At 69.1% G+C, this 26,850-nt stretch carries 20 protein-coding genes and 1 rRNA gene; 12 read left to right on the top strand and 9 right to left on the bottom strand.

The genetic code is table 11. From position 1 onward, the window contains the following. Positions 1-49: 49 nt before the first annotated feature. Together EV647_RS39900 and EV647_RS39895 are read left to right on the top strand one after the other, a co-directional pair. Complete coding sequence (locus EV647_RS39900) at positions 50-1,699, top strand: FAD-dependent oxidoreductase (RefSeq protein WP_134012608.1); 1,650 nt, start codon at positions 50-52, stop codon at positions 1,697-1,699. Then, positions 1,699-3,084 (top strand): sensor histidine kinase, encoded by a 1,386-nt coding sequence (locus EV647_RS39895; RefSeq protein ID WP_134012606.1) that lies wholly within the window; start codon positions 1,699-1,701, stop codon positions 3,082-3,084. Before EV647_RS39900 ends, EV647_RS39895 begins: the two co-directional genes overlap by 1 nt. On the opposite strand, the gene EV647_RS39890 is transcribed toward EV647_RS39895, so the two are convergent. Both EV647_RS39890 and EV647_RS39885 read right to left on the bottom strand, forming a co-directional pair. Further along, positions 3,085-3,693, bottom strand: a complete 609-nt coding sequence (locus EV647_RS39890; protein ID WP_134012604.1) for a hypothetical protein — start codon at positions 3,691-3,693, stop codon at positions 3,085-3,087. It abuts the gene before it with no gap. A gap of 126 nt (positions 3,694-3,819) precedes the next feature. Beyond that, positions 3,820-6,402 carry an MXAN_6230/SCO0854 family RING domain-containing protein gene (locus tag EV647_RS39885; RefSeq protein ID WP_134012602.1) on the bottom strand — a complete coding sequence of 861 codons (2,583 nt, stop codon included), beginning with the start codon at positions 6,400-6,402 and terminating at the stop codon, positions 3,820-3,822. A gap of 826 nt (positions 6,403-7,228) precedes the next feature. Between EV647_RS39885 and EV647_RS39880 the strand changes: the two genes are divergently transcribed. Then, on the top strand, positions 7,229-8,467 hold the full coding sequence (locus EV647_RS39880; RefSeq protein WP_238175795.1) for a diguanylate cyclase: 1,239 nt from the start codon (positions 7,229-7,231) through the stop codon (positions 8,465-8,467). Here EV647_RS39880 and EV647_RS39875 read toward each other — a convergent pair. Next, the gene (locus EV647_RS39875; protein ID WP_134012598.1) at positions 8,457-9,431 is read right to left on the bottom strand and encodes a zinc-binding dehydrogenase; all 975 of its coding nucleotides are present in this window, start codon (positions 9,429-9,431) and stop codon (positions 8,457-8,459) included. The genes EV647_RS39880 and EV647_RS39875 overlap by 11 nt on opposite strands. A gap of 103 nt (positions 9,432-9,534) precedes the next feature. Between EV647_RS39875 and EV647_RS39870 the strand changes: the two genes are divergently transcribed. Next, a complete protein-coding gene (locus EV647_RS39870) occupies positions 9,535-12,342 on the top strand; it encodes a DEAD/DEAH box helicase (protein ID WP_134012596.1) in 2,808 nt (935 codons plus the stop codon). Then, positions 12,335-13,615, top strand: coding sequence for an SWIM zinc finger family protein (locus tag EV647_RS39865; protein WP_134012594.1), 1,281 nt, complete (start codon positions 12,335-12,337; stop codon positions 13,613-13,615). Before EV647_RS39870 ends, EV647_RS39865 begins: the two co-directional genes overlap by 8 nt. 3 nt (positions 13,616-13,618) lie before the next feature. Here the strand turns inward: EV647_RS39865 and EV647_RS39860 are convergent, their stop codons facing one another. The 3 genes from EV647_RS39860 to EV647_RS39850 all read right to left on the bottom strand — a co-directional run bounded on the left by EV647_RS39860 (position 13,619) and on the right by EV647_RS39850 (position 16,282). Then, entirely contained in the window at positions 13,619-13,963 is a 345-nt protein-coding gene (locus EV647_RS39860) for an iron chaperone (protein ID WP_134012592.1), read from the bottom strand. 489 nt (positions 13,964-14,452) lie between these two features. Next, positions 14,453-15,433, bottom strand: coding sequence for a GDSL-type esterase/lipase family protein (locus EV647_RS39855; protein ID WP_238177629.1), 981 nt, complete (start codon positions 15,431-15,433; stop codon positions 14,453-14,455). Between the two features lie 54 nt (positions 15,434-15,487). Further along, a complete protein-coding gene (locus tag EV647_RS39850; protein ID WP_134012590.1) occupies positions 15,488-16,282 on the bottom strand; it encodes an RNA methyltransferase in 795 nt (264 codons plus the stop codon). Between the two features lie 286 nt (positions 16,283-16,568). Here EV647_RS39850 and EV647_RS39845 point away from each other — a divergent pair, with 286 nt between their 5' ends. From EV647_RS39845 to EV647_RS39815, 6 genes are all read left to right on the top strand, one after another. Then, on the top strand, positions 16,569-17,759 hold the full coding sequence (locus tag EV647_RS39845) for a hypothetical protein (RefSeq protein ID WP_134012588.1): 1,191 nt from the start codon (positions 16,569-16,571) through the stop codon (positions 17,757-17,759). After that, positions 17,756-18,460, top strand: a complete 705-nt coding sequence (locus tag EV647_RS42375; RefSeq protein WP_166680547.1) for a hypothetical protein — start codon at positions 17,756-17,758, stop codon at positions 18,458-18,460. The genes EV647_RS39845 and EV647_RS42375 overlap by 4 nt, the downstream gene beginning before the upstream one ends. Beyond that, positions 18,453-19,121: a hypothetical protein gene (locus EV647_RS39835; protein WP_134013248.1), complete on the top strand. Its 669-nt coding sequence runs from the start codon at positions 18,453-18,455 to the stop codon at positions 19,119-19,121. Before EV647_RS42375 ends, EV647_RS39835 begins: the two co-directional genes overlap by 8 nt. Continuing rightward, on the top strand, positions 19,118-22,243 hold the full coding sequence (locus EV647_RS39830; RefSeq protein ID WP_134012584.1) for a chromosome segregation ATPase: 3,126 nt from the start codon (positions 19,118-19,120) through the stop codon (positions 22,241-22,243). Before EV647_RS39835 ends, EV647_RS39830 begins: the two co-directional genes overlap by 4 nt. A 550-nt stretch (positions 22,244-22,793) precedes the next feature. Next, complete coding sequence (locus EV647_RS42370; RefSeq protein ID WP_238177628.1) at positions 22,794-23,642, top strand: glycoside hydrolase family 76 protein; 849 nt, start codon at positions 22,794-22,796, stop codon at positions 23,640-23,642. Positions 23,643-23,884: 242 nt separating this feature from the next. Continuing rightward, on the top strand, positions 23,885-24,535 hold the full coding sequence (locus EV647_RS39815) for a hypothetical protein (protein ID WP_134012578.1): 651 nt from the start codon (positions 23,885-23,887) through the stop codon (positions 24,533-24,535). 3 nt (positions 24,536-24,538) lie between these two features. On the opposite strand, the gene EV647_RS39810 is transcribed toward EV647_RS39815, so the two are convergent. Together EV647_RS39810 and bioB are read right to left on the bottom strand one after the other, a co-directional pair. Beyond that, on the bottom strand, positions 24,539-25,018 hold the full coding sequence (locus tag EV647_RS39810; RefSeq protein WP_134012575.1) for an ATP-binding protein: 480 nt from the start codon (positions 25,016-25,018) through the stop codon (positions 24,539-24,541). Positions 25,019-25,027: 9 nt separating this feature from the next. Further along, entirely contained in the window at positions 25,028-26,083 is a 1,056-nt protein-coding gene (gene bioB, locus EV647_RS39805; RefSeq protein WP_134012573.1) for a biotin synthase BioB, read from the bottom strand. 152 nt (positions 26,084-26,235) lie between these two features. On the opposite strand from bioB, the gene EV647_RS39800 reads away from it, so the two are divergent. After that, positions 26,236-26,490, top strand: a complete 255-nt coding sequence (locus EV647_RS39800; RefSeq protein WP_134012571.1) for a helix-hairpin-helix domain-containing protein — start codon at positions 26,236-26,238, stop codon at positions 26,488-26,490. Between the two features lie 78 nt (positions 26,491-26,568). On the opposite strand, the gene rrf is transcribed toward EV647_RS39800, so the two are convergent. Then, positions 26,569-26,686, bottom strand: a 5S ribosomal RNA gene (gene rrf / locus EV647_RS39795). Positions 26,687-26,850: the final 164 nt, after the last annotated feature.

The raw sequence follows: 26,850 nt of genomic DNA, 5'->3' as shown, positions 1-26,850 counted from the left end.
ATCCCGTGGCATTCTGACGGGATCAGTTCACTGCTGTGGGGGGCACCGCGTGAGCAAACCTGCGATTCTCACGGTCGACGACGACCCGATGGTCTCGGCGGCCATCTCCCGCGACCTGCGCCGCCGGTACGGCGACGACTACCTGGTCGTCCGCGCGACCTCGGGCGACCAGGCGCTCGCCGCGCTGACCAAGCTCGCCTTGCGCAGCCAGCCGATCGCCTTGATCGCGACCGACCAGCGGATGCCCGGCATGACCGGCATCGAACTGCTCGAACGCGCCCGCGAGCACGCCCCGAGCGCGAAGTACCTGCTGCTCACCGCGTACGCCGACACGGACGTGGCGATCCGTGCGATCAACGAGATCGGCCTCGACTACTACCTCCTGAAACCCTGGGACCCGCCCGAGGACCAGCTGTTCCCGGTCGTCGACGACCTGCTCGGCGACTGGCGGCAGGCCAACCCCGAGCACACCTCCGATGTCCGTGTCGTCGGCAACCGCTGGTCGGACCGCGCACACGACATCAAGACGTTCCTGGCCCGCAATCACGTCCCGTACCACTGGTACGACGTCGAGCGCGACACCGAGGGTCAGCGCCTCAGGGACCTCGCCGACGCCGCCGACCACGAACTGCCGCTGGTCCTGATCCCGGAAGGCGACACGCTCCGCTCCCCCACCGCCCGCGACCTCGCCACGGCTCTCGGTCTGCGGACCCGCGCCGAGCAACCGTTGTACGACGTCTGCATCGTCGGCGGCGGACCGGCCGGACTCGCCGCCGGCGTGTACGCCGCGTCCGAAGGCCTCAGCACGGTGATCGTCGAACGCGAGGCACCCGGCGGCCAGGCCGGGCTCAGCGCCGCGATCGAGAACTACCTCGGGTTCCCGCGCGGCCTGACCGGCTCCGACCTCGCCCAGCGGGCGGTCGCGCAGGCGTCCCGCTTCGGCGCGGAAATGGTGCTCGCGCGCTCGGTCGTCGGCCTCGAGTCCCGCGGTCCCGTGCACGCCGTACTGCTCGAAGAATCCGGTGAGATCGAGGCCCGCGCGCTGATCGTCGCGACCGGCGTCTCGTACCGCAGCCTCGACGTCGACGGCCTCGACGCCCTCACCGGCCGCGGCGTGTACTACGGCGCGACGGCGAGCGAAGCCAGGCAGGTCCAGGACGACGAGGTGTACATCGTCGGCGCGGCGAACTCGGCCGGACAGGCCGCGCTCAACCTGGCCCGCTATGCCAAACGCGTCGTGCTCCTGGTCCGCGGCGGCACGCTCGAAAGCTCGATGTCGCGGTACCTCATCGACAAGATCACCCAGGCCTCGAACATCGAGGTACGGTGCCGGACCGAGGTGGTCGGTTGCCGCGGCGAGGGTCATCTCGAGGCGCTGACGTTCGCGGATCGCACCTCCGGCCGGGTCGAGGAGGTGCTCGCCAGCTGGCTGTTCATCTTCGTCGGCGCGATCCCGCGGACCGATTGGCTCGGCGACTCCGTCGTCCGCGACGCCAAGGGGTTCGTGGTGACGGGGCCGGACCTGATCGCGCAGAACCGGTGGTCGCTGAGCAGGCCGCCGTACGCGCTGGAGACCAGCGTGCCGGGGGTGTTCGCGGCCGGCGACGTACGGCTCGACTCGATGAAACGCGTGGCGTCCGCGGTCGGCGAAGGCGCCATGTCGATCTATCTCGTCCACCGCTACCTTGCGACCGTCTGATGTACGCCGCTGAACTGCACGCCATCCCGCTCTTCGCCGGGTTGACCGATGCGCAACTGGACGAGCTGATCGACGGCAGCACCGAGGTGTCGATCGAGCGCGGCGTCGACCTGTTCCACGAAGGCGAACCCGCCGAATTCTGGTGGGTGCTCGTCGACGGCGCGATCTCGCTGCACCGCAAGATCGGCCGCGAGGACACCGTGATGGGCAAGATGGACGTCCCAGGCCGCTGGGCCGGCGGCTTCCGCGCCTGGGACGAGCACGGCCTGTATCTCGCCAGCGGCCGCGGCCTGGCCGAAGGACGGGTACTTCGGGTGCCGGCCGAGGTACTGCGGGAGCGGATCGACGACTGGTTCCCGCTCGCCGGGCATCTCATCAAGGGCGTCTACGGGACCGCACGGGCGATCGAGTCGACCGCTCGGCAGCGCGAGTCGCTGATCACGCTCGGCACGCTGGCGGCCGGGCTGGCGCACGAGATCAACAACCCCGCCGCGGCGGCCGCACGCTCGGTCAGCGCACTCGACACCGCGTGCGTCACGCTGCTGTCGGCGCTGCGCGGGCTCGCGGAAGGCGACGCGACGGCCGCACAGTTCAGTGCGCTCGACGAGCTGCGGCTCGAGCTCGGATCGGGTACGGCGGCGCCGGATCCGGTGGACCTCGCCGATCACGAGAACACGATCGCGGACTGGCTCGACGACCACGGCGTCGAGCGGTCGTGGTTCATCGCTCCCCCGCTCGCCGCGGCCGGCACCAGCGTGGACTGGTGCGAGCGCGCGGCCGACGTACTCGGTGACGCGCTGGAGCCCGGCCTCGAATGGGTCGCCAGCACGTTGTCGGTCGCGACGCTGCTCAGCGAGGTGAAGGAGTCGACGCGGCGGATCACCGAGCTGGTGGCCGCCGTCCGCTCGTACTCGCAGATGGACCGCGGCTCAATCCAGACGATCGACGTCACCGAGGGCATCGAGAGCACGCTCGTGATGCTCGGGCACAAGCTGCGCGACGGCGTCGAGGTGGTTCGCGCGTACGGCGCCGGCGTGCCGCGGATCGATGCATACGCCGGCGAACTGAACCAGGTGTGGACGAACCTGATCGACAACGCGGTCGACGCGATGGACGGTGTCGGCACACTGCGGATCACGACCCGAACCGACGGCGACCGGATCGTGGTCGAGTTCACCGACACCGGTCCCGGGATGCCGCCGGAGGTCGCGGCCCGCGCGTTCGAGCCGTTCTACACGACCAAGGACGTCGGCAAGGGCACCGGTCTGGGCCTCGACATCGCGCAACGGATCGTCGCCGAACACCACGGCGGCACGATCGGTATCACGTCACGCCCGGGCCAGACCACCGTAGGCGTCCGCCTCCCGCACCAGCCACCGAGCTGATCAGGTGTCGTGTTCGAGGATGCGGACGCGGGGCACCTTGAGGATCCTGCGTGCCTTCGTGGTCCAGTCGGAGCACACGAAGGCTGCTGCGGTCTCCGGCCAGGCGACCACCACGACCTCCTGGCAGGCGGTGGTCTTCACCATCTGCATCAGTGCCAGCAGCACCTCGCCGTGCGTGATGGAGACGTGCACCGGGTAGCCGCTGGCCGCCCGGAGCCGCCGGGAGCTGTGCTCGATCACCGAGGCGAGGTCGACGGCCGGATCGGCGAGGGTCGCCGTCGGCGTTCCGCTCTGGGGCTCGCGCAGTGTTCCACGCTGGGTTCCACGCTGGGTTCGGCTTTGTGCTCGGTCAACTGTTGCCGGCGGGCTCACGCGCGCCGACGCCACCGTCGCCGAGCCGACCACGGACGCCGAGCCGGTCAGGCCGGCCACGTCCGCGAACGTCGAGCCCAGCAACGCCATCGGACCGCCGAACCCGCTCTCCGGATGACTGGAGACCAGCAGGTGGTAGTCCACGGTGTCCTCGCGCCTTGCATGCAGGGCGGCAACGCGGCGCGCGTCGCCCTCGCTCATCTCCCGCTCGATGAGCACCACCACGTCATACGTCATTCGTGGCTCCCTTCGCGTCAATTCCGTTGTACTCCTGCCGAGGACCGGTCCAAAGCACCAGCCTCGCCTCCGTCACGGAATTGTCAATTTCTTCTCAGGCTCCTGCCAGACTCGCCCGAGCGCAGGTCATGGAGTGGGTGAGGTTGCTCCGAGGCTCGCGCGAGCGCGGGTGTCGGGGGCCAGACCCGACAGCAGGTACGGCGCGTCGATCAGCGACAGGCTCGCGCCGTCGAGGAGACGCGGATGCAGCGCGTACACTTCCGCGCCCGCGCGCGGCGTGATGTCACCGGTCAGCACCGCGACGAAATCGGCGCGTTTCGCCGCGTCCTCGTCCCAGCTCCGGTCCGGCTCCAGCCGCGCGACGACCCGCCGCGCGAACGTCGCCAGCTCCTCGGCCGGGTCACGGACGTAGCCGACGACCGACCCGTCGGCGCACCGGACCGCGATCTCGTCGGCGCGGGCCGCCGCGTGCCAGCAGCAGATCTCCCACAGACTCACCCGGTCGCCCGACCCGTGAACCTCTTCCAGCGTCGCCGCCATCAGCCCGAGATGACCGCCGTACCTCGCGATGTTGTGGCCGTATCCGGCCGCGCCGAGGTTCACGTCGTACCAGCGCAGTTCCTTGGTCCGCAGGTCGACGCCGAACGGCATCAGGATCTTCGCCGGCCCGGCCAGGTCGAAGCGGTCCTCGACCGCCGCCGGATCGAACAGCCTGCCAGGTTGCCGCAGTACGCCGACGAAACCGCGTTCCAGCTCCTCGAACGGTACGTCGTTGTAGCTGAACACCACAGGCAGCAGATAGCGACCACCCACCCGACGCACCGCGCGCAGATCGATGTCCACGAACTCCGTGGATCCGTCGGGGCCCGGCGCGGACGTCAGATCGCCGGAATGCACCAGCGCGTCCTGGTCGAACCGCAGCCGGGTGTAGTCGCACAACCCGACGAAAGCCCACTCCTCGTCGAACACCGCCACTGACAGGTCGAGATCGATCCGCCTCCCGCGAGGCTCGACCCAGTGCAGGAACAGCCGCAGCAACTCGTCCTGCGGGATCGGCACCGCACTCCCCCGCGTCATCCGCAGCAGGCTCGACGACGCGTTCCGCTCCGAACCGGGCGCCGCCATCCGGGACAGCTCCTCGTCCAGGAACACCCTCCGCCAGCGCGGCAATCCCGTTGCCCGGCGCAACATTTCCCCGGTGAGTACGCCGGACAGCTCGACGGCGAGCGCAGTCGGCAAGGGCTCCCGGTCGTCGACCGACGTCCAGATCCGGGCGGTCCCGCCACGCGGGAAGAACAGCCGCAGATCGCCCGGCGGTGTCCGGACCTGTCCCAGGGCGGCCGTGATGACCGCCGGCGAAACGTCCGACACGGCCGTCGTCACGGCGTCGACGAGCTCCGCGTGCTGCTCCGGCGGAAGGGCACGCGCCAGCTGTACAAGACGGCGTACCAACTCGCCTGGACGTTGCCGCAGCAGGTCGAGCGCCTGCTCCGGCCGCCCTTGCGTGAAAGCGCCCTCGACACGCGAGCTGAACGTGCTCATCACGAGCCGCCCGCTCTCCACTCGCACCAGCGGATGCCGCGAAGCCTCGCCCGCCACCGCCCGTCCGGCCGCCGTTCCGAGGTCCAGAGCGGTACGTCGGAGGACCGCGAACGCCAGCGCGGCGACCGGGAACCGGGTCGCGAACTCGAACGGATGCAGGTTCTCCCCGATCCGTTTCCAGGCACGCTCGTGGCGCAGCATGTCCTCCACCAGCGTCTCGACCGGCAGCCGGTCGAGACGCTCCAGGACGAGCCGTCGAGTTGCCCGCGGCAACGACCTGCGCCGGACCGGCGGCGTCCGCAGCCCGGGGTCGGCGTCCATCAACGCGTAGACCAGCCGCAGTACGTCGGTGGCGGTGTCGGTGCGATCGATCAGCGCGGGCTCCTCGGCCAGGAAGTGCGCGATCACGAGCGCACGGGTCTCCCGGACCGGGATGTCATCAGGAATCCAGGCCGAACTGGCGCCGTTGAGCAGCACCTGCAGGTCGGCGCGGTCCGCAGCGGACAGAGGCGCGCGCCGGGCCAGCAGGGCAGTGACGGTCTGACGGACCGAGTCTGCCGTGGCCAGCGAGAGCAGCCGCAGGCGATCCGAGCGGACATGCGCCTGAGGCTCCTCGACCGGCGACGGCTTGAGGAACGGATCTTTCGGGTCGATGCGCCGCAGACACAGCGGACAGGCACTGAGGTCGGCGCCGTCCCAGCACGTCCGGCAGACCAGGTGGGCGCACGGGGAGACCGCGTGCACGGAGGTCGTGTCGCCGCAGAGCACACACGGTTGCTCCGGCTCCTGCAGCAGGCGGGCGAAGACCCGGTTCACATAGAAGGTCTCCGTGTTGCCCGGCACGCTCTCCGGGAAGCCCCGGAACAACGGCGTGTGCTTGGCGGCGAACCCGGATTCGGCGTCGAGCAGGTCGAGGAGCGCACTGCCGAAACCGGCCAGCGCAGGCGCCGACAGCGAGGCACAGTGCCGGTACAGGCCGACCGAGAGCAGGAGACCGCGCTGGATCAGGTCCGCCTGGAGCGCGAACAGGCCGGCCTGGATCGTGAGCGGTCGGCGCAGCCACTGCCAGGCGGAGCGCCGTACCGGAGGGGTGAGGGCGGTGGCGTCGACGAGCCGCCGGCGGCGCAGCAGGACAGCAGCTCGCGGATCCGCTGGTTGGTCCGGCATGCCGTCTCCCCACTGACGTCCTGCACCTACTGTGCTTCATGGAACGAGGGCGCCAGGGGCGGAGAGCGGACGCGCTACTTGGCCTGGTGGAGGAGAAGGAAGCACGTCCAGGAGCCGCCCCTGGCACTGAGAACGCTACCGGGAGGCACCGACAGTTTCCGGGCCCGCCATGGAGGGGCTGAAGCAGAGGGGCTGAAAAGAAGAGCTCCGGTAGCAAGGTCGGGGCCGCCCCGCCCAGACCTCGCTACCGGAGATCTCCAGAGTAGAACGTTCATCCAAATCGCGCGCCACCGGGTCCCCGATTCGTTGCGGAACTGGCACTGATGCGCCGCGCCGCCACCGACGCGATCACCCTCGGCAGGCAGGATGCCACGGATAGTAATTGGCACGGTTCGCGACAATCACAGTGCGGTAAATTGCCCGGCTCCCACGTTTATGCGGTGAACGATTTCTGGGGAATGTAAGAAAGAGGTAAAGAAATACCGCTCGTCACCAGTCGTTGCCGCCACCGGAGAACCAGTCATTGCCACCGGTGAACCAGTCGTTGCCGCCGGGGCCGTCGGCGCCGGTACGGACGGGGAACGCTGAGATCTGCATGATTTTCGACCCTTCTTGGTGCTGACCAACTGGTGGAATGACCCGGGCATCCGGGTGACCTGATGTGAACAGGTCGTTACTATGAACGCATAACCGCTCAGATCGACCGCATGTGAGGCTGACGATGATTCTGATCGGTCGGAGCAGCTGGGTGCCACCTCGGCAATGGAAGCTCTGGTCGTTGCCGAGGACCGCGTTGGCTTATGTGCTCGCGATTGATTTGATTGCGGTGACGATTACCACACTCGCGGTCCGGAGCACGCTGAGCGGCCCTGATTCGGGAGTCCGGCATTCCGAGTGGGTGGCGTTCGCCGTGCTCGCCGTGGCCTCGACCATGCACCTGGAGTTCGCCCGCGGAATCGAGCGCCGGCGCGAACTGGCGGCCAACACGTCGCCGCACACCAACCTGAAGTGCCTGTGGATCTTCGCGGCGCTGTTGCTGCTCCCGCTGTCGCTGGTCGTCCCGCTGGTCGTTCTGGCCTACACCTATTCCTGGTTCCGCGTGTACGGCCGGACCGTCGCGCACCGCAAGGTGTTCTCAACCTCGACGTACGTCCTGGCCAGCGCCGCAGCAGCCGCCGTACTGCGTGCCGGCGGTCTGCTGGACGCTCCCCGCGTACCTACCGGTTTCTGGACGCTGCTGGTCGTTCTGGCCGCGGCCGCGACCTGGTGGCTGGTGAACTACGCACTGGTCATCGGAGCGATCCTGCTGTCCACGCCGGACGCCACGGCGCGTGAGGCGCTTGGCGAGCTGTCGGATCAGATGGTTGTGTGCGCCGGACTGGGTCTGGGTGTAGCGATCGCTGCGGTGCAGACGTCGTACCCCTGGGTCGTTCCGGTCCTCATGGTGACAGTGCTGGCGCTGCACAGGGACCTGCTGCTCCCGCAGTACCAGCGGGCCGCCGGCATCGACTCCACGACCGGTTTGGCCACTTCGTCGTACTGGGCGAGCGCCGTGCCCGCAGAGCTCGCTCGTGCGGACACACTGCGCAGCACGGTCGGGCTGCTGATGCTGGACCTGGACAAGTTCAAGGAGATCAACGACACCTACGGTCACCCGGCTGGTGACGAGGCGCTGCGTGCTGCTGGTGAGGCGATCCGTGCGGAGGTACGCAACGGCGATCTGGTCGCGCGGGTCGGTGGAGACGAGCTGGCGGTGCTGTTGCCGGGTGCGTTCGAGTCCGAGGTACTGGAGATCGCGGAGCGGATCAGGGCGCGGCTCGTGACCGTCACAGTCTCGGTCAGTACGACGGACGGGGGTACGGCGACGCTCGAGGGCGTACCGGCGTCATTCGGCGCGGCCGTCTACCCGGCTGTCGCGAACACGATGGACCAGCTGATCCTGGCCGCCGACGACGCTTTGCTGCGGGCCAAGCGGTCCGGGCGGAACCAGATCGTGGTCGCCCGCCCGAACCACTCGGAAGAGCTGCAGCCCGACGAGACTGCTGAACAAACGGTCAGCGACTGACCTCGATCAGCGCCTTGCCGCGCAGCGTGCGGTTCTCGAGCGCCCGGTGCGCGTCGGCCACGTGGTCGAGGTCGTAGACCTGGCCGATGACCGGCCTGAGATCCCCGGCTGCCGCGCGAGCGATCACGGCGGCGCCGGTGACCGACGTGGTCGTCGAGTCGGCGCGCAGATCCATGATGCCCTTCACAGTAAGCCCGCGCCGCTCGACCTCGGCGGCGTCGTACGGCGCGAAGCTGCCACTCGGCGCTCCGTGAGCAGAGATCCAGCCGCCGTCCTTCACCACGCTGAACGCAGCTGCGCCCAGCTCGCCGCCCGCGCCTTCGAACACGATGCCTGGGCCTTGACCGTTCGTGGCCTCAAGCACCAACTTCTCCCAGCCCGGCTTGCTGTAGTCGATCAGTACATCGGCGCCCTGGGCCCGGCTGAGTTCGAGCTTCTCGTCGCCGCGGGCGGCCGCGATGACGTGGTCCTCGGCCTTGTGCGCCAGCTGGATCAGCAGCAGGCCCATGCCGCCCGCGGATGCGGTGATCAGGACGTCCTGCCCGGCCATCGGCGGCGCGAGTTCCTCGAGCATGAGGGCTGTGAAGCCGTCGCCGTACACCGCGACCGCGGTCCGCAGGTCGAGTTCGGGCGGTACCTCGACCAGGTCGGTCGTGGTCAGGGCCAGCTCCGCATGAGCGCCGAAGGCCACGCCGCGCCCCACGACGGTCTTGCCGATCCAGTCCGCCGGTACGTCGGGACCCACCGCGCGGACCCGGCCGCCGAGGTTGCTGCCGGTGACGTACGGCACCCGCACGTCGAAGAACTCGCCGTGCTGACCCCGGCGGATCGCGGTTTCGACGAAGATCACATCCGCGACGCCGACCTCGACAAGCACCTGCCCGGCGGAAGGCTCCGGGGCCGGGACGTCGCGGGTCTCGATCACGTCCGGACCGCCGAACGCGGTTACTACTGCTGCACGCATATTCACACTCTCCGGTTGTCTGCTGGAACTACCGAGCGTGCAACCTCAACGCAGGTTCAGGTCAAGTCCGGGATTGTCGGTGGCGCGGCGTACTGTGCGGGGCATGTTCGACGCCGTCTTCGTGCCTGCTGACCCGCCGCGCGCGGGTCGGCTGGCGCTGTACGGCGACCTGGCCGGCTCGGGTGAAACCGCCAACGGGACGGTCGACCTGGTCCTCCCCCGCGGCACCACGGTCCGCCGTACCACGGTCCCCGCGCGCCTTCTGGACATGGAAGAAGTGCTGACCCGCCTCGCCGAGCAGGACTCCGATCGACTGGACGGCTCCGGCAGCTGGGCGGCGTGGCGGGCGGCTGGACTTGCGGGGTTGGTGCTCATCGGGCGCGGGCGGCTGGTGCCGGATCGGAGCCCGGAGGGGTACGGCGCTTGGCGGGTCGCGCCGCTCGATCCGCTCGACCAGGCCTGGCTGCGGAACCTCAGCGCCGCAATGCCGGCGTACGGTCATGCACTGCCGCTCGACGGCACCCGTCCCGTCCGACTGATCGAGCCGGAGCAACTGGTCCGCGCGTTCTGGGACGCGCTCGCGGACACCCTGGTCCGCACCCCCGCCGCAGCCGTCGCGGTCCGCCCTGGTGCCGCGCCGTTCGCGGCCGCCGAACCCACAGCCCTCCCCGGCCCGACCGCCTGGCTCGACGAGACCGCCCTGGCCGAACAAGCCGGCACCCGCCTGGTCCTTCGCATCGAACCACCCGATTCCACGGACGACTTTCGGGCCGTTCTGCAGTTGCGGAGCGGGGTGGACCCGAGCCTCCTGGTCGACGTCGCCGACATGTGGAACGCACCGGCCGCCGTACTCACGGCCCTCGGCGAACGCGCCGAGACCGACCTCCTCCTCGCCCTCCGTCGCGGCGCCCGGGTCTGGCCGCCACTCGGTTCGGCCCTCCGCGACGCCGCACCGGAAGACGTGCCGATCGACGACGCCGCGTTGGAAGAGCTCGCCGAGGGCAGTACGGCGCTGGAGGGCGCCGGTATCGAAGTGCTCTGGCCGACGGAACTGTTCGCCGGCGAGCTGGCCGTCCGCGCCACCGTCGCGACGCCGACGCCCGGCGCCGTCACCGGTCCCGATTTCAGCCTGACCGAGCTCGTCGCGTTCCGCTGGCGTCCCACGCTCGACGGCCAGGACCTGACCGAGGCTGAGGTCGCCGCGCTCGCCGAGGCGAAGCGTCCGATGATCCGCATGCGCGGTCGCTGGATCCGGGTCGACCACGACCTCGTCCGCCGGCTCCGCAACGGTTCCACCCGCCGGCTCACCGGCGCCGAAGCACTCGGCGCAGCGCTCACCGGGACCATCGAGGTCGACGGCGAGCTGGTGCCGTTCGACGCCGACGGTTCGCTCGCCGCGATGCTCGCCCGGCTGCGTACGGCCGAGGAGCCGGCGCCGTTCACCGAGCCCGTCGGTCTCAGGGCCACCCTGCGCGACTACCAACGCCGCGGTGTTGCGTGGATGGCGCAGCTCGCCAACCTCGGTCTCGGCGGTTGCCTGGCCGACGACATGGGTCTCGGCAAGACCATCCAGGTCATCGCGCTGCATCTGCAACTCAAGGGCCGCGGCCCGACGGTCGTCGTCTGCCCGTCGACACTGCTCGGCACGTGGGAGCGAGAGTTCGAGCGGTTCGCCCCCGACGTACCGACCCGCCGCTACCACGGCGCCGGACGGACGCTCAGCGATCTCGCGCCCGACGAGGTCGTGCTCACGACGTACGGCGTGGTGCGCCAGGACCACCGCGTCCTCGGTGAGATCGCGTGGGGCCTGGCCGTCGCGGACGAGGCGCAGCACGCGAAGAATCCGTTGTCCCGCACGGCCCGCGCGCTGCGAACGTTGCCATCAGCAACCAGGATCGCGCTCACCGGCACGCCGGTGGAGAACCGGCTCTCCGAGCTGTGGTCGATCCTCGACTGGGCGGCACCGGGGCTGCTCGGCACACTCGACAGGTTCCGCCACGACGTCGCCGTACCGGTCGAGCGGTTCCACGACGAGGAGGCGACCGCTCGGCTCGGTCGGGTGACGCGGCCGTTCCTGCTGCGTCGGCGGAAGAGCGATCCGGGGATCGCGCCCGAATTGCCGCAGAAGTCCGAGCACGATGTCGTCGTACCGCTGACCACCGAGCAGGCCACGCTCTATCAGGCCGTCGCTAAGGAAACCCTCGCGAAGATCGAGGACGCCGAGGGCATCGCGCGACGCGGGCTGGTGCTGAGTCTGCTCACGCAGTTGAAGCAGGTCTGCAACCATCCGGCGCAGTTCCTGCACGAGCCCGGTCCGCTCGAGCGGCGGTCCGGCAAGCTCGCGGCGCTGGACGAGCTGCTCGACGTGATCCTGTCCGAGGGCGAGTCGGTGCTGATCTTCAGTCAGTACGTCGAGATGTGCCGGCTGATCGAGGCCCATCTGGCGGCGCGGCAGGTGAAGACGCTGTTCCTGCACGGTGGCATCGGGGTGCGGAAGCGCGAGCAGATGGTGGAGCAGTTCCAGTCGGGCGAGGCGCCGGTGTTCCTGCTGTCGCTGAAGGCGGGCGGCGTCGGACTGACGCTGACGCAGGCCACGCATGTCGTGCACTACGACCGGTGGTGGAATCCTGCGGTCGAGGATCAGGCGACGGACCGCGCGTACCGGATCGGTCAGGACCGGCCGGTGCAGGTCCACCGGCTCGTCACCGAGAACACGCTCGAGGACCGGATCGCCACGGTGATCAACGCGAAACGCGACCTCGCGGACGCTGTCGTCGGGTCGGGTGAGGCGTGGTTGAGCGAGCTGTCGGACACGGAGCTGACCGAGCTCGTCGAGCTGTCGACAGGACCGGTGCGATCCGGGTCGGCGAGTGCCTACAACCCTTCTGCGGTGGGGAAGTCCGATGGCTGACGAGGATCGGACGCCGTGGCAGGGGTGGCGGCGGAAGGGCGAGGACGCCGGGTTGCCGGCGGCCAAGGGCGCCGGGAGCCGGCGGTCGTTCGGGGCGACGTGGTGGGGGCGGGCCTGGTTGGAGGCGCTCGAGCAGCGGGCACGGCTCGATCCCGGTCGGCTGTCGCGCGGACGGTCGTACGCGCGGCGCGGCAGTGTGCTCGAGCTGACGGTCAGCCCGGGCGAGGTCGAGGCGGTAGTGCAGGGGAGCCGCGTCACGCCGTACCAGGTGACGGTTCGGATCCGTGCGTTCACCGCGGACGAGTGGGACGCCGTACTCGATGTCGTGTCGGCGCAGATCGGGCGGGTTGCGGCGTTGCTCGACGGGGAGTTACCGCCGGAGGTTGTGGAGGACGTACAGGCGGCCGGGCTGGACCTGTTGCCGGGCGCGGGCGAGGTGCTGACGAACTGCAGCTGCCCGGACTTCGCCGTGCCGTGCAAGCATTCCGCGGCCGTTTGTTACTTGGTGGCGGATGCGCTGGACGACGATCCGTTCGCGTTGCTGTTGCTTCGCGGGCGGCGTAAGGACGAACTCCTGACCGCGCTGCGTTCCCGCCGCACCGGCAACACCACCGCACCAGCCGCGCCTCGCACGCCCGCACCGGCAGGCATCCCGGCAATCGCAGCCTTCGCCCGCCATCTAGCCAACCCGCCCAACGCCGGTGACGGCGGTGACGGTGACCGGCGGGTTGTGGGTGTGGTTCCTGTGCCGGCGCCGCCTCGGCCGCTCGGGGCGCCCGGCGTTCCGGCGGCGGTGAAGGTGCTGGACCCACCGCGATCGTCCGGGGTCGACGTACGCGATCTCGTCGCTCTGGCCACCGATGCCGCCCGCCGAGCCTGGGAACTGGCCTCCGGCGACGTCAACCAGGCGCTTACCTTCGAGCAGGACCTCGCACGCCGAGCAGCAGCCTCCCTCGGTACGCCGGAGCTCGCCGACCTCGCGCACCACGCCGGCATCTCCGCCCGCCAACTCACCACCTGGGCCACCGCCTGGCGTCAAGCCGGCCCCGGCGGCCTCGCCGTCACCGTCGACGACCCCCACGACGTAGACCCCGAAGCTCTCGCCGAGGCCCTAGAAGCCCTCCCCCACGCCACCACCGAAGCCAACCGAGTAACGGCCGGCAAAATCCAACTCCGCCTGGGCCGAGACAACCTCTGGTACCGCTTCGACAAAAGCTTCAACGACTGGAGCCTCACCCATCCACCCGCCCCCTCCCCCCAAGACCTCCTCTGACCTTCAGCCCCGCGCGGCGACGAAAGCCTCGGCGAGGCGGGTGATGAGGTCGTACGGGATTGGCTTGTCGAGGGGGAATTTGAGGGTGCCTTTGCCGGAGCGGTAGGGGGTCAGGGCTTTGGTCAGGGCGGGGTCGGTGGGTGGGATCGGGTAGATCGCGAGGTGAGTCTTCCAGCCGCTGAAGTGCAGTAGGGAGGTGCCGCCGAGGGTGATCGTCGGCATCTGGTAGCTGATCTTCTCGCCCGCGTCGGGCACGGCCGCGTGGATCGTACGGCGTACCTCGTCCAGCACCTCGCGGACCTCCGCGGGAAACGACGCGACGTACTCGTCCACGCTCTGAAACGTCATCTGCCAAGAGCGGAGCCCCGCCCGTGGCCATCGAGTCGTGGATTTCGGCGACCAAATGCAGCCCCGATCCACGACTCGACGTTCAGGGGGCCAACCACACGCCACGACTCGGCGCGACCCACTCGTCACGTCGCAGGCCTCCGGCACACCCGGGTCCGAGGAGCGCCGTCAGAGCCGGGGGTATCCCCTCGTGTGCAGGGTTCTCCCCTCACGTACCAGTAGAGAACCCCAACACGCGGGGATAACCCGTCGTCTCCTGCTCGACGCGCGAATGGCGGGGCGGGGGCGGCGGGAAGTGGGGACTGGGGACAGGCGCTGGTGACTGGGGACAGGTAATAGCAGGTGCCGACCCACCATTGCCTGTTGCACGACCCCGGATCGGCTGATCACCACCCCCCACACATCCGACAGGCGAGTCGGATATCCGTCCGTGGGTGGCCAGACGCGGGGAGGGTGTGCTGCGGGGCGGGATCGGTGCGTTCGGAGGGGTTAGGCGGGGCGGCGGAGAGAGGTTTGCTCTTCGAGGGCCTCGATCAGGTGGGTGGCGATTTTGGTGTGGCCGGCGACTGTGGGGTGGACCTGGTCGGTGCAGTCGTCTTCGGTGATCCAGCCGGTGGAGTCGATGCAGATCAGGTTCGGGTCGTCGAGGGACTTCACCGCTGCCTGGATCGTGTCCGCGTGCTTGCCGTTGAACGGGGTCAGCGACACGATCGTCGCGGACCGGTACGCCGCCCGCACCCGGCGTACGTAATCGGCGTACTCCTCGATCTCCAGCGTCGGGTCGTTCACGCCCAGGTTGATCACCACCACGTCCGACGGCTCCACCCGCTCGGCCGGTGAGCCGGCGAAGTTCCAACCGAACGAGTCGATCCCGGCCGGCACCTCGCCGTTCCCCGGCTTGCTGATCCCCTGGCTCCCGAACCCGACCTGGTACGACGTGGCGCCGAACGCGCGCGCGGTCAGATAGGCGTACGACGTCGTACCGTCGGCCCCCTCCGACTCCGGGTGCTCGCTCAGCGACCGCACGCCCTGTGTGATCGAATCGCCGTAGAACTCCAGCCGCGGACCACTCGGCCGCCCGCTGAGCCGCAACACCGACCGCACGTCGAGCACGAGACCGGCGAACACGACCGCGCACTCGAACGGCGGGTTCCACCGGTTGACGTGCTCGTTGACGTCCTTCACCACCACCGACACCTGGTGCCTGCCGTCGGGCGCCGACAGCTCGATGACCGGACCGTCGAGCACATGCAGCGAAGGCTCGCCGTCGTCGACCGTGATCCACAGGTGCGGAGCGACGGTCAGCCCGTCGGTGTCGAACAGCAACTGCAGCCGCTCACCGGCGTACGAGAACGAGATCCGCGACCCGGAGTTGACGGTGATCGCCACGCCGGGCTGCTGCCCCCACTGTCCTTCCAGGACGATGCGCGGATCGGACGGGGCGACGACCTCGCCTGGCTCGAACGGCACGACAAGCTCCTTCTGCTCGGTTGCCGTGCCATTCTGCCTGGCCATTCCATCGGGTCACCAACCCTCCTTCCGAGCTCGTGCCTCGAACAGCAGGATCCCGGCCGACAGCGCGACGTTCAGCGAGTCCGCCTGCCCGAGCATCGGGATCGACACGGCGTCGAACCCTTCGTCGTGCCACGCCCGCGACAACCCTGAGCCCTCCGAACCGACCACGAACGCGGTCGGGCCGTCGTACTGCGGGACTCGGTAGGTGCCCGTCGCGGCCGGGTCCGCGAGGTGGACGCGGAACCTGTGGCTCCGCAGCCACGCGGCCGCTGACGGGATGTCGTCGAACTCCACGATCGGAGTCGAGAGGACTGTGCCGCGGCTCGCGGAGTACACAGCAGGATGGGTCGGGCGGGCGCGGCGGCTGGTCAGGACGAGGCAGTCGGCGTTGGCGGCGTCCGCCGTACGGATCAGGGTGCCGAGGTTGCCGGCGTACTCGACCCCGTCGGCCACCAGGACCAGAGAGCGGCTGGTGAAGCGGAACGCGTGTGGTCGCCACTCCGGGACCCGGGCGATCGAGATCAGGCCGTCGGACCGGGTCTTGCGGGACACGCGGGCGAGCAGCTTCTCGGAGATCCGGCAGACCTCGGTGGCGCGTTCGGCGATCTGAGCGACGTCAGTGACACCGGCTTCTGGACACCAGAAGAAGGTCTCGATGCTGGCGGTCGTGGTCAGCAGGCGGTCGTGTTCCCAGGTGCCTTCGACCATGATCCGGCCGGGTGAACCGTCCCTACGCAGCGCGAGCAGGTCACGGACACGGGGGTGTTGAGCGCCGATAGAGCGGACAAAGGGGTGCACAGTCATGTGCAAGCTCCGTACGGAGAGAATCAGCAAGCGCGCCGGGGACCCTGCGACAGGGCCCGCACCGGCGGGGCGACACCCTCAGACATCGTCTGGGTGCCGTGGTACTGACGCGGCCTTCCCGACCGCGTCAGCCAAGGATTCTCATCACACCTCGGATGGTAGGCAGCCGCGCATCCGCCGTCATCCGGTTTTCCACAGGCCGGTGGCGGGTGAGTTTTGGTCTGTCGGTGCGGGTGGTTAGAGTCCTTTTCCTATTGCTGTTGCCAGCACCGGGGAGGGAGGGCGGATGGACGCGACACTGCTCGACGCCGAGGCCGACGCGGCCGTGCTGCGTGTCTACCGTCAGGTGTTCGCCGTGCTCGCCCGCGAGGCCGGTGCGATGATCGTCGATCCGGACCTGCTGGACGCCGACCAGGCGATCCTGGACGCGTTCGCCGAGGCCGGCAGCGACGGTCTGACCGTGGAGCAGGCCACCCTCGCCTGCCGGGCGTATCCGCACGACGTGATCGTCCGCCGCTTCGACGTCCTCCGGCAGTACGGCGCGATCACCAAACTCGTCGACCGTCCGAACGAGTTGCGCCACCGCGCCGCCTTCGCGCCGTACGTGATGCTGATGTTCCTTCGGCGGATGTCCGTGCAGGGCGGACAGGGCGAGCTGCACCAGCTGCTCACTCTCGAGGCGCACAGCGTCAGCGACCCGCAGGCGACGGCCGACGACGGCAAGGCCTCGATCGGCCGCCTGACCAAGGTCTTCCGCCTGCTAGGCAACGAGCTCGCGATCCTCGTCTCGACCAGCACCACCGCCCAGCTCCGGGAGAACGCCCAGCTCGCCTGGGGCAACGAGCGCCTGATCGAGCAGGCCAAGAAGGTGCACCGGCTCGTCCTGGACCGCTGGCCCGAGCTCCACCGCGAATGCACCTCGCTCCGGATGGCGCTGGCGGCGTACGCCGATGCTGTCCAGCTCGCCGCCGGTCGCCTGGTCGAACGCGCCGGCACGACGCGGGCGCTCGGCCTGCTGCCCATCGAGACCTGGCTGACGTTCTCCCGGAGCAGCGAGCCCGACACGCTGGCCGCCGTACTAGATGGTCTGTTGTTCGACGCCGCCGCACCGGACTTCTCCGCGCAGACGCTGGTCGAGGCAGTAGAGACAGGACGTCGCAGCGGGACCGCACGGATGGCGCCGCCACGTCCGACCGCGGACGCGGATGCTCCGGAGTCGGCCGCCGCGACGGACCGTGAGGACCTGCGCGCCGAGGCCGAGCGAGTGCTGGCCGGGCGCCCGTCCGTCGACATCGTCGAGGTCATCGACGAGGCAGGCGACTGGATCACCGCGCGCCGCGTGCTCGCCGAGCTGACCGCGGCGCATCTGCACGACGAGCTCGACTACGAGCTGGTGTGGTCCGACGGCATGCGGATCGATCCCACCGCGGGTACGCCGTGGGCCACCGAGGGCGTGTTCCGCCGGGTGACCCGATGAGCACTGAGGCGGTCGAGCGGCGGCTGCACAACGCGTTGTGGTGGGCGAAGGTGCAGTCCGCCGGCCCACTCGAGGTCGACCCGGATACGCCCGCCGTCGCCGGTCTCACCCGCGCGGTGGCACCGGACGGGTCATCGGTCTGGCTGGTGCCGACGCTTCCGTCGGGCGCGGGTCATGGCGTGCTCGACGAGCTCAATGCTCCCCCGGTCGCGGTCGAGCAGCCGAACGAAACGGCCCGCATTCTCGCGATCTGCGTCGCCTGCTGCTGGACCGACCGCAGCGCCCCAGCCTGGCCCGGGTCGACTGGCACGCTCGCGCAGATCAGGTCCGTGTACGCCGGGATGCGCGGCCGCCCCGAGCAGTCGAGCGACCTCACCCTGATCATTGGCAGCCTGCGCCGCCTGCACGCCACGCACTGGCTCCTGTGGAACGACAAGGCCGGCGAGGTTCGCCTCGGCCCGCGCGTCATCACCTGGACCGCAGCCGACCTGTCCACCCTCCGCGACCTCTGCCGCCACCTCCCCGATCCACCCCCGCCGGTCCTGTCCACGCAGCCTCCCGCCGAGCCGGTCTCCGACACCGCACTCCCCACCGCGACCGCCCCGCCCGACACCGCACTCCCCAGCGCGACAGCCCCGTCCGACACCGCACTCCCCAGCGCGACTGCTCCGTCGGGCGACGAAGGGGAAGCGGATGAGTGAGCAGCACGCCTTGTTCGACCCTCTGCTCCAGGATCTCAGCGACCGCTCCCGCGACGAGGTCCTCGCCGCGTTCAGCGCGGTGCAGTACGCGGCGCACCCGGTCGCCGAAGTGCAGCTGGCCGGCCTCCGCGACGTCACCCTGCGCCGCCAGGTGCAGCGCATGCTCAAGCTCATCGGCCGGACCCTCGTCCACGTCGACGGCACCCATTGGACCGCGGGGTACGACGACGACATCGCCGCCAGCCTCGCGGCCCAAGGCTGGCAGCCGCTGTCCGTCATCGACCGCGCCGTGCTGGTCCTCGTACTCATCCACTCCGTCGCGATCCCCCGCAGCGAAGGCATCCTGACCGGCGACAGCTGGAAGTCCGCGCGACCCACCACGGTCGATGAGCTGCGGACGACCAGGATCAGCGGCGAGGAGCGGCGCCTCGCCCTGCAGCGGTTGCGCGCCGCTGGGTTGATCCAGCTGTCCGGCGATCACTCCGGCGGCCCGTCGTACATCCCAGGTCCGCAATTGCAGCGTCTGACCCCGGCAGCCCGTCGTCGCCTGCAGGATCAGCTGATCCTCGCCGCCGCACCGGCCAGCCCGATCGCCGAAGCCATCCGCGCCCGCAACGGCGTCCCAGCAGAAGTCAGCACGACAACGGGAGAAGGCATATGAGCACTGAGGACGGGCCGTTCGACATCCTGGGGTCGAAGGTGCTGCTCGGTGTGCAGGTCGTCGACCTGTCCCGCCTGTCGACGCATCCGATCCCGATGATCGGCCGCGGCCTGATCACGGTCGCCGGCCAGGGCCCGACCGACTCGAACGGTGCCGGCAAGTCGTCCTGGATCGCCGCGCTCAGCCTCCTGCATGCCGACGACCAGTGGCGCCTGACCAGCGGCGCGCCCGGCGCCGCCGAGCTGCTGTTCACCGCCGAGGCGGCCGGCCAGGAAGGCAACTGGTCGAACGTCGACCGCGGCTACATCGTCGGTGTCTTCTCCGACCCGGACCTGACCGACCTCGAAGAGATCGAGGCCGCCGCGATCACCGTCTGGATCCGCATCAACCGCAAGGCGTCGTACATCGACCTGCGCTGGAAGCAGGGCCTGCACATCCCGTACGGCGCGACCGAGGCCGAGCGGGCTGCCGGCGCCGACGCGTTGTGGGCCTCCCTCCCGCACTCGAACGGCCGCACCGATTTTCACGCCAACAAACTCTCCCAGGTGCTGTACGGCGGGCAGGTCCGATGCGTCTCGTTCTTGTCGACGTCGGTGCGTTCCAGCCCTACGGCGAACCTGCTCGCCGAGCCGCTCAACGAGCTCGGCCCGGCCCGTATCTTCAACGCGATCGCGACGCTCACCGGTCTCGACCACGAGCTCGAGCAGGAGCAGGCGCACCGCTCCGCCGAGCACACGCAGCGCGAGGCGACCAAGCAGGCGACCGCTGACCTGCAGCGCTGGGAGCAGGAGATGGCGACCGTCGAGGCCGGCATCCTGCAGCGCGCCGCGGCACGGGAAGCCCTCGCCGCGGCCAAGGAGTCCTGGCAGGCGCGCTCGGCCCGGCACCTGATCGACGGATCCGCGCGGAACGACGAAATCCTTCAGGAGCTGGCAGTTCTCGACGAGCGGGTCGCCGAGCAGGAGGCCCGGAAGGAGGCGATCGAGGCCGACATCGATGCCTTTGGCAACGAGGAGGGCCTGCTCCGGGACGTGCAGCTGACCCGCCAGGAGCGGGACAAGCTCGACGCTCGCGACCGGGAGCTCGACCTGGCGCAACGGTCGGTGCGGGAGCAACTGGAGCGTCTCGGGCAAGAGCATCGGCGGCTGCTGGAGGCGGGCCGTTCGGCCGACGGCCGCGATCTGTCCGCGGCTGCTGAGGAGCAGGACGAGGCTCGTGCGGTGCTCGAGGAGCACATCGGCCGCGACCACGCCGCACGTTCCGCGGTCCACCAAGCGACGGCCGAGCTCCGCGAAGCCGAGAGCGGTCAGACGGTCTCCGCGCCGCAGCAGCAGGTTCTGGAGAACGCCGGCATCGAGTGCGGCGCGCTCACCGACATCACCGAGCTGGCTGAAGCCGACCGAGCCGAGTGGGAGCCACGACTCGCGCCGTACCGCGAGGCGGTCGTCATCGACGCCGGCGACGCGACCGTCGCGTCGACTGCGCTGGCCGACGCCGGGTACGCCGGATTCGTGCTCGTGCTGGCAAACCGGCCCGGCGCCGAAAGCTCGACGAAGGGCTCCACGAAGCGCGGACCCAGGTCGGCGGACAAGCGGTTCGTGCTGGACGCGTTCTTCGCCGCGATCGGCGAGCGTGCGACCAAGGACAACATCGACGATGTCGCCGGCGTGGTGGCTGTCGGCCAGTTCGACGAGCCGATCACCGGCCGGACCGCGCGGATCGAGGCCGCCCGTCGCCGCGTGGAGGCCGCGGTCGAGGCCCGCACTCTCGCATCAGCAGCCTTGGACCAGGCCCGGTCGCGGGTAGAGCAGGCAGAGCGTCGTACGGCGGCTGCTCGCGCGCTCGCCGATGCGGAGTCGGTGCAGGAGCAGATCCTCGCGCTCCGTGAGACCGTCGACCGGCACGAGAGCGACCGCGACGCGCTCGCACCGCAACTGCAGGCCGCGAAGGAGTCCGCCGAGGCCGCCGCGGGCCAGCAACTGGTCCGCGACGAACGCCTGAAGAACCTCGAAGCGACCCGTCGCGATCACGACCGGATCCTCGACGAGCTGACCGGCCGCCGCCTCGCGCTGCGCGAGGAGCAGGCCACCCTCGACCTCACGACCCGGACCACGGCCTGGGGCGGGACGCCCGCCGAAGCCGAGGAGTTCATCCTCGGGCTGCCCGACGACGCGCAACGCCGTACGACGGCCGACTGGAACCACCAGACCTGTACGCAGCTCGACGACGTCATCCGCCGCTGCTTCCCGAACGCCCGGTCGCGGGAAGAGATTCCGACCGAGCTGTGGGAGATCCTGAACGGCCCGGACGGCTGGACCAACGGCACCCTCGGCGACCGCGTCGGCCTGGTGCCGGCGCTGCAACGCACGCTGAGCACGCACCTCGCCCAGCACGAGACCTTCGACAGCTTGCAGCAACAGCAGATCGCCAGCCAGCGCGCCGAGCGGAACGCCGCGCTCGAACGCGCCCGCGAAGGCCTCGGCGAAGCGGAGAGCACGGCCCGCGCCCATCGCGCGTCGCTCGCCGACGGCATCAAAGCACGGCTCCGCCTGGTGTCCCAGGAGTTCGACCGCCTCGACCAGCAGTACGGCGGGTACGGCGCGAAGGTCGAGTTCCCCGAGCCCGATCCGCCCGCCGAGCCGGACAAGCCGTGGCGCTGGACGGTCACACCGAAGTGGCGGCGGTCCGAGGGCGGCCCGTTCTCCGCGTTCAACGTCAAGGGCAACACCGCCCAGATGGACGAGAAGGCGGTGAAGCTGGTGTGCGCGGCCGCGCTCGCCGGCGGCTCCGACCGTCCGCTGCTGCTGATCCTCGACGAGCTCGGACGCAACCTCGGCTCGCAGCACCGTCGCGAGGCGGTGGCGCTGTTCGAGCAAATCGGTCGCGACCGGAACATCACCGTGATCGGCGCGCTCCAGGACGACATGGAGCGGTACGCGCTCGCCTCGTCCCGGCTGTACGTCAAGCTCCGGCGCAGCTCGGACACCATGCCGTACAACCAGGCGCCGGTGGTGAAGGGCAACGAGGACAACGCGGCCCGGGTCGAGCTGCTCCGCGAGTGGATGACGTCGTACCGCGGTTCGACGCCGACGCTGGAACTGGCCTCGCCGACGCTCACGTAGTCCGACAATTTCCGACAGAAACAATCACGCGAGGTCTTGACCTGGCTCTGTAGGCCCGCATACTCACGGTGAGAGCGCTCTCTTCCTACCGCCCCAGGGAGATGCCCCATGCTGTCGCGACCGCTTCTGCTGCTGACCACAGTCCTCGGCCTCTTCGCCGTACTCCTGACACCGCTCGAAGCGAGCGCGTTCACCCCGAAGCCACCGCCGTTGGCCACGCCGTGGACCAGCCAGGTGTCGGTGACCGATCCGCTCCCGGAGTACCCGCGGCCGCAGCTGACGCGCACCGAGTGGCAGAGTCTGAACGGGGTCTGGCAGTTCGCGCCGACGAGCGACCTCAACAACCCGCCGACCGGGACGCTGCCCGAGGAGGTCCTGGTCCCGTACCCGATCGAGTCCGCGCTGTCCGGCATCCAGCGCCACGAGAACCGGATGTACTACAAGCGCACGTTCACCGTCCCGGCCGGCTGGTCGGGACGCCACGTGCAACTCAACTTCGGCGCGGTGATGTGGCAGTCGAAGGTCTGGGTGTACCGATCTGCGTTGGATCGTGAACGAGGTGTTCGAGAAGAACAAGGGAGTGTTCCCGGCCGGCGAGAAGAGCGGGGACGCGCTGGAGGGGAACTTCATCAGTCGCGCGATCGACGACACGGAGTGGTGGGCCATCGCGTGGATCGAGGCGTACGACCTGACGGGCGACCGTCGGTACCTGGACATGGCGGTCACCATCGCCAACTACGTCCAGGGGTACTGGGACACGAGCACGTGTGGCGGCGGGGTGTGGTGGGACCGCGAGCGCACGTACAAGAACGCGGTGACGAACGGGCTCTACATCCGGATGACCGCGGCGCTCCACAACCGGCTGGTCGGCGACACCGTCTGGCTGCAGCGGGCAACCGCGGGATGGAACTGGTTCATCGGCAGCGGGATGATCAACTCCTCGAACCTGGTGAACGACGGGGTGACCGGTGCGTGCGCCAACAACGGCCAAACCGTGTGGACGTACAACCAAGGCCTGGCGATCGGCGGCGCGCTGGAACTGTGGCGGGCCACCGGAGACAGCTCCCTCCTCGCGAGGGCTCGGCAGCTGGGTGACGCGGCGATGTCCTCGCTCAGCCCGGGCGGCGTCCTCACCGAGAGCTGTGATCCCGCTGGCACCTGTGACGACAACCAGAAGCAGTTCAAGGGCATCTTCATGCGGTACTTCATGGACCTGGCGGACTCCACCGGCGATGCGTCGTACCGGACCTATGCCCAGCGGCAGGCCGACTCGATCTGGCAGAACGATCGCGACTCGCTGAACCGGCTCGGGGAGCGCTGGGCGGGCGGCGGCACGCGCGACTGGCGCACGCAGGCGAGCGCTCTGGGAGCCCTGGTGGCGGCGACTCCGGCGGGCTGAGCTTGACACTTGTCCAGATTTCGATGTGTTGTTACCAAAATCGGACCCCGGTGCTGACCATTGACCAGGCGGTACAGCAGACTGGTCCGGTGACTTTTCCGGAGAGGCGCCGTACCTGCTCACACCGAGTAGGCGGAGCTCTGGTCAAGCGGTCGTATGACGGCGTACCGTCGCCTGCATCCGGCACCGTGTCACGGCCTGGCGCAGCATTGCCGCCGCCTCATCATGATCGGAGGGCGTGAATGGCATCCTGGCTGCTCCGCGCCCAATGGCCGCATCGTGACGAGTCCGTCGAGCACCGCGCGCTCCGGGTCGGCCGGACACTGACCGCGGTGGCGGTCGCGTTCCCCGACGTCCACATCTGGACGCAGGACGAGCGCTGGGGGTACCACGTCCTCGAGGCCGACGGCTCCACGCCGCTGCAGGAGATGGTCGAGGCGACGACGAAGGTGCTCGCGAACGGCACGAGTACGACACGTCTGCACCTGCAGAGCACGGGCGAACTGCCATGGCTGTTCGACCTGTCCATGGGCGGCACGATGACGACTGTCTCGGACCAGCTCACGCTGCACTGGAGTGACGAGGACGCGCTGCGGCAGTCCGAACGCTTCGCTCAGGTGCTGCGCGCGGTCGTCACGATCTGGGAACCGCAGTGGGCGAGCATCGCCGACACCGAACTCGCGGCGGCGGCCGGCGTCTTCCGGCGCGGGATCCCGATGATGGGCTGGCTCACGTACGTGCGGGGCATGGTGGCCGGCGCTCCCGGCATCGACATCACGCTCACGCCGTACGAACGCGGCACCCTTCTGCAGGCGCCCGTCTCCCCCATCGACCTCACACCGGTCCACATCTGCGCAGCGGCCGCACTCGTCGGCATCGCGCCCGAGGAATGATCGCTACTCCTTCACGATGAGCTGCCGATCCCAACGCTGCAGCTCCTCCGCAGTGGGCACTTCGAACCTGCCACTCCACTCCGCGAGCTCCTCCCGGGTGACGCCGAACGTCGCCTGCGGCAGGCTCGCATTGCGTCGCTCGATCCGCGCCCACAGCACCTCGAACGGCAGATCGAGTACGACGATCTCCGCACTCGCGCCGAGCGCCTGGGCGCGGGTCCGGAACAGATCTCGTTCCTCCTCCGACCAGCAGCCGTAGTCGAGGATCACGTCCACCTCGAGCGTCAACGCCCTGGCCGCGACGCCCCAGAGCAGCTCGGACTCCAGCACCCAGCGCCGTCCGTCGACCTCGCTCGTGTTGAACAAGGCGTCCATCCACTCGTCCGGCGTCAACCGCAGCGCCTTCCGCTCCTGCTCGAGCCGCCGAGCCCAAGAAGTCTTGCCGGCGCCCGGCAGCCCGACGACCAACACCATTCCAGCCATCCGGCGAGCCTAGTCGGCGGGAGCGGCACTGCCCGCACCGCGATGTCTCAGTGTCACCAGATCGTGGCGGGCGACCGGCATCGTCGCCTGCTCCAGCCCTTCGATCGTGAAGCCGGCGTCGGCGATCAGCTGCAGATCGTCCCCACCCGGCTGGCCCTCGCTCGTCAGGTAGTCGCCCAAGAAGATCGAGTTCGCCACATGCAACGCCAGCACCTGCATCCCGCGCAGGTGAATCTCCCGCCCACCGGCCAGCCGTACCTCGACATCGGGGAAGCAGAACCGGAACAGCGCCAGGATGCGCAGGCACCGCTCGGGTGTCAGCTCCCAACGCCCCTCCAACGGTGTCCCGTCGAACGGGATCAGGAAGTTCACCGGCACCGAGTCCGGATCCAGGTTTCGCAAGGCGAACGCCAGATCCACGATCTCGTCGTCCGACTCACCCATGCCGAAGATCGCCCCCGAACACGGCGACAGTCCACCCCGCGTCGCCCGCCGTACCGTGTCCACCCGATCCGCGAACGTGTGCGTCGTACAGATCTCGCCGTACCGCTCCTCGCTCGTGTTCAGATTGTGGCTGTAGGCATAGGCGCCCGCGTCGCGTAGCCGCTCAGCCTGACCGTCCTGCAGGAGCCCGAGGCACACACAGACCTCGACCTGCGGGTGCTCGGCCTTGATCGCGCCGATCGTGCCCTCCACCCGCCGTATGTCCCGGTCTCCCGGGCCACGTCCGCTCGCCACCAGACAGACGCGTTTCACCCCAGCATCGACAGCCTTGCCGGCAAGTTCTGCGGCCTCGGCGGGATCGATCCACGAGTACTTCATGATCTGCGCAGTCGATCCGAGCCGCTGCGAGCAGTATGTGCAGTCCTCCGGGCAGAGGCCGCTCTTCAAATTGACGATCGTATTGAGCTTCACCCGCCGGCCGAAGAACTCGCGCCGCACACGGAAGGCCGCCGCCACCACATCGAGCAGCTCGTCGTCCCCGGCGAGCACCCGCAGCGCCTCCGCGCGCGATGGCAATTCCCGATCCAACGACTTCGTCACCAGAGTCTCGAGTACAGTCACCGCTCGATCCTCACCCGAGGGCAGAGCTCCAACAATTGTCAGAAACCTCCAAGGACCTGCAACGGATCTTGCGCGGGTCAAGCTTGCCTACCGAGGCGAGATCGTCCGATCCGTTCAAGACCTGCATCGGCCGGACGCGGGATGGTCGAACCATGTCGAAGACCGAACTCACGAGCCTCATGAACGTTGGCCCGGCCGTGGCCGACTATCTGAGCCGCGCGGAGATCACGCGGATCGACCAACTGGCCGGCCGGGATCCTGTCGAGATCTACGAGACGATCTGCGAACGGGACCAGCACCGCCACGATCCGTGTCTCCTGGACACGATCATGTCCGCCGTCGACCAGGCGAACGGCAACCCGCCGCGGCCCTGGTGGACGTACACGCCCCAGCGCAAGGCCGGCTGATCGCCATGACGTACAGAAAATTCGGGCCCACAAATGTTAAGGGCCACCCCTCGCGGGGTGGCCCTTAACAGTGTGAATGTCCGGCGGCGTCCTACTCTCCCACGACCTCCCGGTCGCAGTACCATCGGCGCTGGCGGGCTTAACTTCCAGGTTCGGAATGGAGACTGGGTGTTTCCCCGACGCTATGGCCACCGAAACTCTATAGAAATATCAATCAAACCACTCTCGAGCCACAAACCACTTGCGTGGTTTGGTTGCTGGGGTCTGACCGTATTCCGGGAACCGTACAGTGAACGCGAACATCGTTACGTAGCGCAGGCTAATTATTGTCTGTCCATCTAAAAAGATGGGTGTGTGACA

Source organism: Kribbella sp. VKM Ac-2566 (genome assembly GCF_004366005.1).
In the GTDB taxonomy this organism is placed as follows: Bacteria; Actinomycetota; Actinomycetes; order Propionibacteriales; family Kribbellaceae; genus Kribbella; species Kribbella pratensis.
This window is presented reverse-complemented; position numbering and strand designations above follow the sequence as displayed.